12 protein-coding genes are annotated in these 12,269 nt (G+C 62.4%); 10 read left to right on the top strand and 2 right to left on the bottom strand.

The annotated features are described in order from the left end of the window. Window positions 1–56 precede the first annotated feature (56 nt). A complete protein-coding gene (locus tag ACQ5SP_RS11805) occupies window positions 57–1,190 on the bottom strand; it encodes a glycosyltransferase family 4 protein (RefSeq protein ID WP_430938579.1) in 1,134 nt (377 codons plus the stop codon). A gap of 792 nt (window positions 1,191–1,982) precedes the next feature. Between ACQ5SP_RS11805 and ACQ5SP_RS11800 the strand changes: the two genes are divergently transcribed. The 10 genes from ACQ5SP_RS11800 (at window position 1,983) to terL (ending at window position 10,810) form a co-directional block, all read left to right on the top strand. Further along, the gene (locus ACQ5SP_RS11800; RefSeq protein WP_430938578.1) at window positions 1,983–3,011 is read left to right on the top strand and encodes a hypothetical protein; all 1,029 of its coding nucleotides are present in this window, start codon (window positions 1,983–1,985) and stop codon (window positions 3,009–3,011) included. Window positions 3,012–3,196: 185 nt separating this feature from the next. Then, entirely contained in the window at window positions 3,197–3,910 is a 714-nt protein-coding gene (locus tag ACQ5SP_RS11795) for an FkbM family methyltransferase (protein WP_430938577.1), read from the top strand. Window positions 3,911–4,057: 147 nt separating this feature from the next. After that, window positions 4,058–4,810 (top strand): glycosyltransferase family 25 protein, encoded by a 753-nt coding sequence (locus ACQ5SP_RS11790; RefSeq protein WP_430938576.1) that lies wholly within the window; start codon window positions 4,058–4,060, stop codon window positions 4,808–4,810. Beyond that, window positions 4,807–5,865, top strand: coding sequence for a glycosyltransferase (locus ACQ5SP_RS11785; RefSeq protein ID WP_430938575.1), 1,059 nt, complete (start codon window positions 4,807–4,809; stop codon window positions 5,863–5,865). Before ACQ5SP_RS11790 ends, ACQ5SP_RS11785 begins: the two co-directional genes overlap by 4 nt. Beyond that, window positions 5,862–6,644 (top strand): glycosyltransferase family 25 protein, encoded by a 783-nt coding sequence (locus ACQ5SP_RS11780; RefSeq protein ID WP_430938574.1) that lies wholly within the window; start codon window positions 5,862–5,864, stop codon window positions 6,642–6,644. The genes ACQ5SP_RS11785 and ACQ5SP_RS11780 overlap by 4 nt, the downstream gene beginning before the upstream one ends. A gap of 285 nt (window positions 6,645–6,929) precedes the next feature. Further along, complete coding sequence (locus tag ACQ5SP_RS11775; RefSeq protein WP_430938573.1) at window positions 6,930–7,127, top strand: Flp family type IVb pilin; 198 nt, start codon at window positions 6,930–6,932, stop codon at window positions 7,125–7,127. A gap of 312 nt (window positions 7,128–7,439) precedes the next feature. Beyond that, window positions 7,440–8,246, top strand: a complete 807-nt coding sequence (locus ACQ5SP_RS11770) for a hypothetical protein (protein ID WP_430938572.1) — start codon at window positions 7,440–7,442, stop codon at window positions 8,244–8,246. Between the two features lie 467 nt (window positions 8,247–8,713). Next, window positions 8,714–8,983, top strand: coding sequence for a hypothetical protein (locus ACQ5SP_RS11765; RefSeq protein WP_430938571.1), 270 nt, complete (start codon window positions 8,714–8,716; stop codon window positions 8,981–8,983). Beyond that, window positions 8,980–9,405: a DUF5681 domain-containing protein gene (locus tag ACQ5SP_RS11760; protein ID WP_430938570.1), complete on the top strand. Its 426-nt coding sequence runs from the start codon at window positions 8,980–8,982 to the stop codon at window positions 9,403–9,405. The genes ACQ5SP_RS11765 and ACQ5SP_RS11760 overlap by 4 nt, the downstream gene beginning before the upstream one ends. Further along, window positions 9,392–10,810, top strand: a complete 1,419-nt coding sequence (terL, locus tag ACQ5SP_RS11755; RefSeq protein WP_430938569.1) for a phage terminase large subunit — start codon at window positions 9,392–9,394, stop codon at window positions 10,808–10,810. Before ACQ5SP_RS11760 ends, terL begins: the two co-directional genes overlap by 14 nt. A gap of 117 nt (window positions 10,811–10,927) precedes the next feature. Here the strand turns inward: terL and ACQ5SP_RS11750 are convergent, their stop codons facing one another. Then, the gene (locus ACQ5SP_RS11750) at window positions 10,928–11,812 is read right to left on the bottom strand and encodes a hypothetical protein (RefSeq protein ID WP_430938568.1); all 885 of its coding nucleotides are present in this window, start codon (window positions 11,810–11,812) and stop codon (window positions 10,928–10,930) included. Window positions 11,813–12,269 lie beyond the last annotated feature (457 nt).

Here is a 12,269-nt window from a genome sequence, read left to right as displayed (position 1 = left end):
TCTCTGGCGGATGGATATGCGGGGCGCAACCGCGGCCCGGCGGCGTCGCTGCCGCCTCAGGCCGAACTGCCGTGCAGCCCCTCGCCAGCGCGGCCTTGGCCATTTGCCCCGTCACCGGGCCGGAACAGCCGCGACTGCGCGAGGCGCAGGCCAAGAACATAGCTGAGCGCGAAGGAAACCGCATAGCCGACAAATGCCAGGAACGCGGCAAGCGGACTGTCCCAGAGGATGACGCCCGAGGCCACCGGCGCGATGATGAGCGGCATCATCACGACCGTGGCCAACGGGTTGGCAAGGTGACGCTTGTCACGCCCAAGCCAGAGTATCTCGAGCGCGCGCATGACCAGCTGGTGATAGTGGAGCCGGTCCGGCTGATCGGCCGGACGCTGCCCCCGGCGCCGCCGGTAGATTGCCAGGAACGTATCCGCGATCGGCCAGAAAAAGACCAGGACAACCGCCCACGGGCTCAGCGTCTCGACGCGCACCATCAGTACGATCGCGAACCAGGCGAGCATGTGCCCGAGCGAATAGGCCCCGGCATCACCAAGGAAAATCCTGCCCTTCGGGAAATTGAACACGAGAAAGCCCATCAGGGCGGCGACAAGCATCAGTGTCAGTTCCGCCATCATGGGGTCACCGGCGGCGCGGGCGATCACGGCGAGCCCGACCGCGGTGACCACGCCGGTCCCGGCGGCAAGCCCGTTGAGGCCATCGATCAGGTTGAACGCGTTACAGACCCCGGCCGCCGCGAACAGGGTGAAGAGGATCCCGACGGGCGCCCAGGCCACGAGCACGTCAAGCCCCGGGATCCCGACACGCGGGATCCACATGCCGAGCAAGCCGATCGCCAAGACGCTCGAGAGCACAGCCGCGGCCAGCCGCCAAGCGGGCTTGACCGCGAAGCGTAGGTCCTCGGCGAAGCCGGCCGCGAAGACCGGACCCAGCGAAACCGCGAACAGCGTGTAGTTCTCGCGCAGCGGCGCCGGTGCCAGCGGGATCGATATGAGCACCCCCGCCAGCAGGCCCAGCCCCCCGACGCGCGGCGTCGGCGCGGTATGCGCGGCCTGAACCGCCGATATGTCCGTTGCCCGCCCAGACAGCACCCTGTGGCGCTTGCCCTTCTGGATCACCACCGCACATATCAGCGCCGAGCCGGCGAAGATCAGCAGGTAGGACAACACCAGAAACATGACAGTACCCTACCTCTCGTGACGGACGGCTTTAGCTGAAGTTAAGTAACGCGGAGACACAGGACAGGTCCACCCCCGGAAATAGAATATGCTGCGGCGGCGCAAACCCGCCGATTGACAGCGCCGCCAAGCGCCCCCGCTGCCGGTCCGCGCATGGTCTCGGGACACTCCCCCCGCCCCGGGAACCGGCGTCAGAACAGTGGCCATATCGCGCCCGGGCGCAAGGCCAACCCGGCATCAGAGCAGGCACACGTGACCGTCGCCTGCATCGAAGCCCGCCGGGGGGGCTGCGAGGGAAGCCAGCATGCTACGCGGTCTGTGCGCATCTGAGCCCCTGCGGATTCGTTCCGGGACCCGTTCGGGGCTGGTAGGCGCGAGCGTTATTAAGTATTTGACCCTGTAGACTTGAAGCCGACTTCGGTGTGAGGAGAGACATTCTATCAAGTGGGCAACTGCGGTCGGAGCGACGAGCCAAAAGAGGCGCCTTGACGCCACAAATGACATTGGCAACCCTTCCCCACTCCCGTCGCGGTCGCCGTAACCTTCCCGTTCTTGCGATCATTTTGAGCCTAATTGATTACCGGAATCCATTGTCTCTTCGGAAAGAGAGCACAGGAACTCTTTCGCGTGAAGACATACATAACCACCGTCTTCAACAGTCATCGCTAAATGAGGCCGATGCTTCCGTTTGTGGCCGCCTAGACTGGCTGTGGCTTTGAGACCCGTCATGAACTAAGAGGAGGGGGTAAGACTAATAGTAGAGGCCGTCAACGACTGGAAATATGTATGATCATGAACACTGCCGCCAACGAAGGATCCAGAGGCGATATTTTTGATGACAATTTGCTCATTCATATCGGGTATGCTAAAGCGGCCAGTTCTCTTTTGCAGTCCGCCCTATTCTCAGGCAATCATCCAGAAATTGAAGTAATACGCGACAGATCCATATCTCAGTATCACGGCACTGGGGAAAACTATTACTTTAAATCTGGAAGTTGGATTTTTAATGATAAAATGGCTAGCGGCTGGTCAGTTTGCCCCTTTGCAACTGAGGAAAGAGATCTCAAGAAATTTTCTAGCAATAATTATTCTAAGAAAATTGGTAAGAAGCTTGCGATTTCTAACGAGTCTTGGGCTGGACATCCCTTCAGTGGGGGCATACAGGGCTCGATAATCGCCAACCGTATTCACAAGTCGTTTCCCAATGCCAGGATTTTAATTATAATCAGAGAGCAGCGAAAAATGATACTTTCGACATATTCTGATTATTTAGTCAGATACGCTGGAACTGCGCGCTTAGAGGACTTTCTAATTCCGCGAAATCCAGATCAATTTTCACAGCATCAAATCGAATACTATTGCTTTTCTGCCTTAGTGGATTGGTACAAGAAAAGCTTTGGAAAAGACCGTGTCCTCGTCATGCCAGCTGAAAATATATTCAGAAATACAAATACAGCTTTAAATGAAATTTTTTCATTTATGGGAATTTCGAAAATGGATATAGAGAACGAGAAAGCTAATTTGAACACCGGTAGGTATGATTTATATTGTGTACATAGGCTCTTCCGTAGGCTCAATTTACTAGGCAAGCCCCTGCCAGGAAATGCATACGCTGCACTTGGCGTGCCCGGCCTCCGCGAGGTAGTGCGGATTTCTCTTTCAAAACTCCTTCCGAGAACGGTTAAGAATAGGATTTTGCATAAGGACCTGAAGTTTATTGAAGAACAAATTCAAGAAAATGTCTCAAAGGATAATGTACGCCTTCAGGAGATGACAGATTATCATTTAGAGTCCTATGGATATTTGATGCCCAATAGTTGAAGCGTATTATTCTGGAAGCACAATTACCCCAAGGATTATAAGCTTGGCTGCAATTGAGAAAATTTTTTACAGTGATGCATCACCTAAGAAAGAGTGCTAACGGTATCCAGGACAGCTTCGCAAGCAAAGACAGGAGCAGTAAGATTAGGCTTTCTTTCAGATCGGCCAGACGTTTCTGGCACAGCATGATAGGCACGAGGGTCGTCGAGCTCGACGGTATCAAGTTGAACTCGCGCGCGGATACGTTGCCCGAGTTCGTCCGAAACATGCTTTTCAAAGGCACCTACGAACAAGGCGAGCGAGAGCTCGTGCGCGAGGTGGTTCGTCCGCATAGCCGTGTCCTGGAAATCGGAACCGGCATCGGCTTCATAAGCTTGCTGTGTACTCGCTTGGCGGGCGAGGGCCAGGTGCTGTCCTATGAAGCCAATCCAGTTCTGAAGGACATTATCCATGGAAATTACGCGCTGAACGGACTCGAGCCCAGGCTGGAGATGAAAGCCGTCACCGTCGATGGCACACCAATTCGTTTCTTCAAGAACGAAAACATCATCTCATCCTCGCTCATCGATCGGGATCTGGAGGCTTCCGAGATCGAAGTTGAGAGTGACGCGATTAACGACGTGATTATGCGTCATGAACCGGACATCATTGTCATGGATGTCGAGGGCGCCGAAACAGATTTGCTGCCGGCCGCTGATCTCGCGAAGGTTCGGGCAATCCTTGTGGAACTGCACCCACATATTGTCGGCGCGCCAAAGATCGCCGAACTAATCGAATACCTGGTAAGCGAAGGGTATGAGAAAGCCGGAGAACGCTTCAAGAATGTCCTCATGGTCCGGACCGGATATCAAAAACACGACACAGCTCTCCCAGATGCTGTCAACAAGGTGAGCGGCTAATCCGATTTCGAGAGAGATACCACCGGCTGAGGCTCCGTTCCCTTTTTGGATGTTCAGGTGCTGAGCTTGCACTCCCGCTAGTTTATGCGGCAGGCGGCGACGAATATTCCGTGACACGCAAACCGGTCTCGCAGACAAGGCAACCCCATGTGGCCCTCCTACGTCATTAACCTCGCCGCCAACACGGCGCGCATGCAGAACAGTGCCGCGGCGTTGGCCGCGCAGGGCATCGCCCATGAGCGGATCGAGGCGGTCAATGGCTGGGAGTTGCCGGAGGACGAAATCGCCCGCGTCTACGACGCCGAGACAAATCGCAGGCGCGCGCGCCACCCGCTGGTGCGCCCGGAGATCGGGTGTTATCTCAGCCACATCGCCGCGTGGGAGCGGATCGCGGCCGGCGATGCGCCCGGAGGGATCGTCTTCGAGGATGATTTCGAGGCGGCGGACGACCTCGGCCGGGTGCTGGAGCTGCTGTCCGCAGATGGCGGACGTGACTGGGACATGGTGAAGCTCTTTTCCTTCGATGCTTCCCCGAAGACAGTGCGGCATCGCCCACACGGCCCGAACCATGACCTCGTCATCCCCTACCGCGTCCCCACCTGCATGATCGGCTATGCCTTGACCCGGGCGGCGGCGGCGCATCTCGCGCGCCGCGCTGTCCCCTTCTTCCGGCCCGTCGACGAGGATCAGAAATTCTTTTGGGAGACCGGGCTGCGCGTCGCGCTCGTCCTGCCTCCGCCGATCACGGTGGGCGACCAGCAGGCCGCGACGGGCACGATCGGCACGGCCCGGCGCGCGGCCGGGGGCGGCGGGCTTGCCCGGCTCGTCCGCGGTCTCGGCTACCAGCTGCGGTATCGCGCGGCGCTTCACTGGCACCGCGCCCGGGGGCATGGGCAATGAGCGGCGCACCGAAGATCCTGCACCTGCACTTCGGCAAGGAAGGCGGCGCGGAGCGCTTCTTCGTGAACCTCGCCACGGCCTTCGCGCGCCGCGGGGTCAATCAGCGTTTCGTGATCCGCCCGAACCGAAGCTGGGGGGAGGCGGTCGCCGCGCTCGGCCCGGTGATCCTGAATGACTACCGGCGTCTTTCGCTCTCCGCACCGCTTCTGGAATGGCGCGTGCGGCGGCTCTGCCGGGAGTGGCAACCGGACGGGATCATGGCCTGGATGCCGCGGGCGGCGCGGCTGATCCCCGACTGGGAGGGCGCGGTCAAGATCGCGCGTCTCGGCGACTTCCCGCGTCATCTGCGCCACTTCCAGCGCTGCGACGCGCTGATCGGCAATACCCCGGACATCGGCCGTCATTGCCGCGAGATGGGCTGGACGAAACCGATGCTGACGATTTCGAACTTCGCCAGGCCCGTGACGCCGGCCCCCGTCGCGCGGGCAGCCCATGACACCCCCGAGGACGCCTTCCTGATATGTGGCGCCGGACGCTTCGTGCGGCGCAAGGGGATGGACATGCTGATCCGCGCGACGGCGCGGATACCCGGGGCATGGCTCTGGCTGATCGGCGACGGGAAAGAGCGCCCGGCGCTCGAGGAGCTGGCCGCCGCCGAGGGCGTGGCCGACCGCACCCGTTTCATCGGCTGGGTCGACGAGCCCATCCACCATATCGCGGCCGCCGATGCCCTGGGCATGCCGTCACGTCACGAACCACTCGGGAACGTCGTGCTCGAAGGCTGGCAGGCCGGCGTCCCGGTCGTCTCGACACGGAGCGAGGGGCCGTCGTGGTTCATGCAGGACGAGCGGAACGGGCTGATGACCGATATCGACGATCTCGATACGTTCACGGCAGCCCTGATCCGGCTGCGCGACGATCGCGCGCTGGCCGAGCGCCTGGTCGCCGGCGGTCACCGGCGCCTCGCGGAGCTCTTCAGCGAAGAGCAGATCGTCAACGACTACCTGGCGGTTTTTGCCGGTGACCTGCGCGATCCGCTGGCGCGCAAGGGATGAAGGCCCTCGTCATAAATCTCGACGATGCGCAGGCCCGCATGGACTTCATGGCAGGGCAGCTCGACCGACTGAGCATCGGCTGGGAGCGCCTGCCGGCGGTCACGGCCGAGACCCTGTTGCCACCTGCCGACGATCCCTATTGGACGCGGTGGGAACGCCCGATGCGCGTCACCGAGATGGCGGCGCTGGCCTCCCATCGCGCGGCCTGGCGGCAGGTTCTGCACAGCGGCGCCCCGCACCTGGTCCTGGAAGACGATGCCTTGCTCATGCCTCGCGTGCCCCGCTTTCTCGACGCTGTCGCCTCGCTGGAGGAGGCCGAGCACGTCACGCTCGAGGAACGCGGCCGCAAGAAGCTGATGGCCCGCTCCCCGCACCCCGCGGCACCGATGCGGCGGCTCTGGCAGGATCGGACCGGCGCCGCGGCCTATGTGCTGCGGCCCTCCGGCGCTGCAAAGTTGCTGGCACGAACGGATCTCGCGCCCGGCCTCGCGGACGCCGTCATCTGCGCGGCCTACGAGCTGACGTCCTGGCAGGCCGATCCGGCGCTGGCGATCCAGCTCGACCAATGCGAACGCCACGGGATGACCTCGCCGATCGCGGTCTCCTCATCCATAGGCCAGGTCGACCGGCCGAGCATGTCGGACCTGCCAGCCGCCCAGCGCCGCCGATACCGCCTGCGTCGGCTTGTCTCGCAAATACGGATGGGCTTGCGACAGGCCCGCCATGCCCGGGGAAGCCAGCGGCGGATCGTGGAGATTGCCGCGGCAGAGGAGCGGTGACCTGCGTTATCGAGCCTTCGAGTCGTCCCCGCCAAGGCACGGGCGCCACAAGTGCGGGTTCCCGCCCCCCTGGACGCAAAGGCGAACCGCGGGGAATTCTGCAACCCTTCCCAAAAGGCATGGCCCATACCTGCCCCGGGCAAGGACGACGCCGGGGGTCCGTGTCCATATTGCCCATGATTCCACTTAAAGAAGAACGCTTGGTGCCCTTTTCCGGTCACAAACTGCTGTCATTGCTTGTTCCGTGCCGACAGGAAAGCCTGTCCTGCTGCAATGGAGACGAACATGAAACTGATCCGGTTGATCAAGACCTTCAACAATGACGAGTCCGGCGCCGTAACGGTCGACTGGGTCGTTCTGACCGCGGCAATCGTGGGCCTCGGGATCGCCGTTCTTGCCGCTGTATCCGGTGGCGTCGGCAACCTGTCGACCGACATCGACAGCGCGCTTTCGGGCTTCGGGACGACGGCCTACTCCTTCTGACGGCGTTCCCTGACCCTGTCCGTGTGCGGGCCGCTGCCCGCGCGCGGGGCCTTGTACCAGTCCTCCGTGCGTAGACCAAGGAGGGGGCCCGCGTGACACCACGCGCCCCCTCCTGTTCATACGCAGCCTGCATTGCCATCGCCCCCGACCGGGGCCGGCAAGGCGGTCACTTTCGGTCCACACCCCCGATGCGCCCCCAAGGGAATGGCTGACATTCGGCCGATCGCGTCAAGGCCGTCACATCCGTTCCACTAAAAACGCATAATTTTCTGCAAACTTGACCGATGAATTCGCCGCTAACGGAGAAGATCATTGAGTTTAAAGACCGCGGTCATCAAGTTCGTGCGTGCCGAAGACGGCTCGATCACCGCCGACTGGGTGGTGCTCTCGGCCAGCGTGGTTGGGCTTGGCATGGCCGTGCTCGCCGCGGTCACGCCCGGTATCGGCAGCCTGACCACGGACATCGATACCTCCATGTCCGAGCAGGTGGTCGTGCCGGCGGAACCTTCCAGCGAGACCGCGTTCGATTTCTCGAACGGGTTCGCAAGCTGGGGCACCGCGATCACCTCCTACACGGATCCGCTCATCTCCGACGCGCTCGGCCCGTTCTACGACCAGAGCGGCGAAGAGGTGCTCTCGAACACCTTCGCCTTCGAGCCGGGAACGGAATTCGCCGTCGTCGAGTTCGACATGACCGCGATCGGCAAGATGGAGCGCCACGACGATTTCCGGGTGTTCGTGAACGGCGAGATGCTCGATGCCACCTCTATCCGCGATGGCCGGATCGACGGGACGCTGGTCAACGACCACGAAGCCGGGCGGGTCGCCTACCAGTTCATGGATCACGAACGGATCTCCGACGATGCCGCGATCCAGCAGCGCATCGAGACGGCCAACACGACCGCTGAGAACGGCGCGACGACCGGGCGCGATGCGCTTCGCTCGAACGTCGACCGGCAGAGCACCTACCGGATGCAGGTCGTCGTGCGCAATCCCACGCCCGAGACGCGGATCGGGTTCGGGCGCGGCGGCGATTCCCCATACCCGGGCGAAGGCTGGTCGATCGATAACATGACCGTCACGCCGGTCGACATCATGCCCGAGGTGCCGGGACCCTAGGCTCCTCCGGCCGCTGCGGGAGAGCAAGCGGGCGACAAGGCCCAGGCCTGGTGCCAAGGCTTTGGATGAGCTGCACGCCGTTCCAAGACTGTCATCGTAGCTCCGTTCGCCTGCCGCGCCATCGGGCGCGAGAGGCGCGACGACCGAAGCGCCATGCGCTCGACCCAAAGGCTCGGCGCTGGATACTGAAGAAAGATGTTGACGTTCGATGCCAGGTTTCCGCACCATGTAGTTGCGGGAGGTCTTCCGGATGTGCAAGTGCGCCGGGGAGACAGGCTGGATGGCCACCGTGCACACTTGCGCAAGTCCACAGCCTGGATGGGCCCGTGGCGGCAAGCTCCGGAAGGAGCAAGGCAGCAAGCCTGGGAAAAGGCGGCTGCGGACAAACCTAAAACCCGAAGTTGAACGGTTGTCGCCGTCACATGCGCGTGCAGTTCCCTGCGCGCTCGGCCGAAGGAAAACTACCCATGGCTACCAGGTTCGAAAGCGTCGCCCTCCGCGACCGCAAACAATCCTCCCGCAACACGCTGACCCGTGATGACCGCCAGATCCGGAGGCTCGTGCAAAGCATCCAGTTTTTCGGGTTTCCAGGCCCGGGACTCGTCCATGAGGAGAGCAGCGTCATTGCCGGCAGTGGCCGGCGGGCGACCCCGGAGCGGCTCGGACGGGAAAATCTTCCGACCCTCCGCCGCAGCCAGCTCTCCGAGCTCGAGAAGAACGGGGAGACGCCCCAATGAGCGATGGGGATGATGAATACAAGATCGGCTACGGCCGGCCACCGAAACACACGCGTTTCCGGAAGGGGCAGTCCGGCAACAGGAAGGGCCGTCCCAAGGGTGCACGAAACTTCAAGACCGAGCTCCGCGAGGCGCTCACCGAAAAAACGACCGTGACCCAGGGGGCCAGACCCCGAAAGGTGACGGCGCGGATGGCAGCGTTACTGCGACTCCGCGAAAAGGCTCTCGAAGGCGACCCGCGCGCAATCGATCGATTCCTTCAGTTTGCCCATCAGCTGGACGACGAAGACCTGGTCACCGAAGCACGCAGCCTGACATCCACCGACCACGAGATCCTGGAACGGTTCAGGCAGAGGCAGGGGTGCGGGCAGACCGAGGCCGGTGGCCCTGCTGATGACGGGGGCGGCCATGACGCCGGATGAGACCCTCCATGACGTCTTCGGCGCGCTTCTGCGCAACGACCTCTCGAGCTTCATCCAGAAAAGCTTCGAGGCCGTCGACCCGGGCAGCACGTATCTTCACAACTGGCACATCGACGCAATCGCGCATCGCCTCGCGCAGGTCGAGCGCGGCGAGATCACGCGGTTGGTCATCACCATGCCGCCCAGGTGCCTGAAATCGATCTCGGCCTCGGTGGCTTTCCCGGCCTGGCTTCTCGGACGCAACCCCAGGAAACGAGTGCTTGCGGTGTCCTACGCCGACAGCCTCGCGGAAAAGTTCGCTCTCGACTCCCAAAAAATCATGCAGTCGGGCTGGTACCGGTCCTGCTTTCGAGGCACGCGGATCGCGAAAGGGCGCAGTGCGCGGAGCGACTTCGAGACCACGCTCGGGGGCGGGCGCTATTCGACCTCGGTCGGGGGCGCGCTGACCGGGCGCGGGGGCGACATCATCGTGATCGACGATCCGCACAAGCCGGAGGACGCCGCCTCGGAGGTAAAGCGGCAGGCCGTCATCGAGTGGTTCCGCTCTACCCTGCTGAGCCGGCTGAACGATCCGAAGACCGGCCCGATCATCCTGATCCAGCAAAGAGTCCACGAGGAGGACCTCGCGGGGGTCCTTTTGGCACAGGGCGGCTGGGTGCACCTCGACCTCCAGGCGATCGCGGAAGAGCCGACCGTGATCGCTCTAGGTGAGGGGCGGCGGATCATGCGCCGGGAAGGAGATCTCCTGCACCCCGAGCGGCTGCCTCAGGAACTGCTGGACCGTCGGCGCGCGGAACTGGGCTCTTACGTCTTCGCGGCCCAGTACCAGCAACGCCCGGCGCCGCTGGGCGGCGGCCTCGTCAAGTGGGAATGGTTTCCGAGCTACGATACGCCGCCTGAGCGCGGCCCCGGCGACCAGCTGGTTCACAGTTGGGACACGGCCTCGAAGGCAGAGGAAGCGAATGACTACTCCGTGTGCACCACGTGGCTGGTCAGGCGGAACCATGAGGCCTGGCTGCTCGACGTGTTCCGGCGAAAGCTGGAGTTCCCTGAGCTTCGAAGGCAGCTCATTACGCATGCCGGGTATTGGAGCCCGAGCCTCATCCTGATCGAGAGCGCCGGGTCGGGTGTACAGCTGATCCAGGACCTGAAGCAGACAACGCGGTTCAACATCCGCGGGATCGTGCCGCGGTACGACAAACAAACCCGCCTCATGGCGGTGACCCCGGTCATCGAGGCCGGGCGCATCGCCCTGCCGCGGGATGCACCCTGGCTGGCCGAGCTCCGGCGCGAGCTGGCCCTGTTTCCAAATGGGCGCCACGACGACCAGGTGGACAGCGTCTCGCAGTTCCTGAACTGGCTTGTGATCTCAAGACCGACCGCCTTGTCCGGAACACAACGCTAACAGGCTCGGCGCTCGGCCATCCAGGCCACCAGGCAGGCGGTTCAGGCACGGGTTTCCGCACATATCGCCCGGCGCCCGCCTGCGCCGGGACCACGCGTGTCTCGCCGTTTGCCTCGCTCAGCTCTCGTCGAGATCGAGAAGCCGGTTCAGCTCGTCAAGCTCATCCGCGGTCAGGGTCAGCGCCCGGCCATCGCCGATCGCGCCGAGGGCAGCATAGGCAGCCTCCAGATTCTCTAGCGCGGCAACGTCGTCTGCGTCCAGGTCCCCGTCCGCATCGACGTCATACGCGTCGAAAATGTCGAGGTCTGCCTGATCGAGGTCCCCGTCGGCATCGAGGTCATTGTCATCAATCTCGGAAATGTCGCGCTGATCCAGAACCCCATCACCATTGATATCGAGCTCAGGAGCGAACCCATCATCTCCCGGCTCGAGAGCCTCACCGTCTTCGAGGTTTCCGACCAGTTCAGCGAGACGCACGCGATCACTTAGGAGAGCTTCGAGGTCTTGCTGCTGTTCGACGAGATCTTGCAGGCCCGTTTCGAGATCACCGACGATCTGGCTTTTCAGATCGTTCAGAAACGCGATCTGAACAGCGGTCACGCCGCCTGTCTGCTCGTAGCTGTAGAGCATCCCCGGCATGCTGTTCGGCGCGGCGTTCGCGCGCCCCGTCGGGCTGGCATGGGCCGCGTTCAGGTAGCCGAGCGCGGAGGCCATCGCGCCTCGACCACGGCTGCCGCTCTCCTCGTCAGCGGCGCCGGGCCCGCGCGCCTTGGCGCGGCCCTGGCCGCGTCCCTCGGGCGGACCACCGCGCTCCGCGGCGTCGGCGTCGCCACGACCCTGGCTGCTCCCATTGCCCTGGCCGCCGTTCCCGTTGCCCTGGCCGCCATTGCCCTTCGCCTGTGCGGTATCGGCCATCAAAAGGCTGACTCCGGTTGCGATCGGCATCGCCGTCATGGCGGTAAGTGCGATGACAGCCACGGACTTCTTCAGGTTGCTCTTCATCGAAACGGTCCTCGCAGAGTGGTTTGAGGGTATCCCGATCCCCCGCGTCAGGAGATCTTCTCCACGGGGCTATTTCGGGAATGCGGCGAAAAAAAGGGCAGCGCGGCGCCCGGGTCGGGACCGGCAATCCCCCGCTCAGCAGATCACCGCCGGCGGCCGCCGTTGCGCCGAGGGGTCGATTTGGGACCGTGACGCGCGGGCAGTGTGTCTGCCGTTAAAGGGCTGTCTGCGCCTGTTGATATCAGGTTCGTTAAAAACCAAGCCCCGATGCCCCGGGACCTCAAAGCTGTCGCCGGGAAAATGCGTGATCTGGTCAGGGGCATCGACCGAGCATATCAAGGCACGGCTTTCCAGATTCACCGATCAGGTGAGATATGTGACAGTGTACCCAGTCCAGAGGGGTTTTGGGCCCGAAGCCGCGATCACCTCACACCGGGTCAGGACCTACAGGAAGGGT

This window comes from Rhodovulum sp. YNF3179 (assembly GCF_050586465.1).
Classification (GTDB): Bacteria; Pseudomonadota; Alphaproteobacteria; order Rhodobacterales; family Rhodobacteraceae; genus CAJXYS01.
This window is presented reverse-complemented; position numbering and strand designations above follow the sequence as displayed.

Coding starts and splice junctions, on each gene's coding strand:
- ACQ5SP_RS11805 (WP_430938579.1), bottom strand. CDS start 1,190: ATGTTTCTGGTGTTGTCCTACCTGCTGATCTTCGCCGGCTCGGCGCTG.
- ACQ5SP_RS11795 (WP_430938577.1), top strand. CDS start 3,197: ATGATAGGCACGAGGGTCGTCGAGCTCGACGGTATCAAGTTGAACTCG.
- ACQ5SP_RS11765 (WP_430938571.1), top strand. CDS start 8,714: ATGGCTACCAGGTTCGAAAGCGTCGCCCTCCGCGACCGCAAACAATCC.
- ACQ5SP_RS11750 (WP_430938568.1), bottom strand. CDS start 11,812: ATGAAGAGCAACCTGAAGAAGTCCGTGGCTGTCATCGCACTTACCGCC.
- ACQ5SP_RS11775 (WP_430938573.1), top strand. CDS start 6,930: ATGAAACTGATCCGGTTGATCAAGACCTTCAACAATGACGAGTCCGGC.
- terL (WP_430938569.1), top strand. CDS start 9,392: ATGACGCCGGATGAGACCCTCCATGACGTCTTCGGCGCGCTTCTGCGC.
- ACQ5SP_RS11785 (WP_430938575.1), top strand. CDS start 4,807: ATGAGCGGCGCACCGAAGATCCTGCACCTGCACTTCGGCAAGGAAGGC.
- ACQ5SP_RS11780 (WP_430938574.1), top strand. CDS start 5,862: ATGAAGGCCCTCGTCATAAATCTCGACGATGCGCAGGCCCGCATGGAC.
- ACQ5SP_RS11800 (WP_430938578.1), top strand. CDS start 1,983: ATGAACACTGCCGCCAACGAAGGATCCAGAGGCGATATTTTTGATGAC.
- ACQ5SP_RS11760 (WP_430938570.1), top strand. CDS start 8,980: ATGAGCGATGGGGATGATGAATACAAGATCGGCTACGGCCGGCCACCG.
- ACQ5SP_RS11790 (WP_430938576.1), top strand. CDS start 4,058: ATGTGGCCCTCCTACGTCATTAACCTCGCCGCCAACACGGCGCGCATG.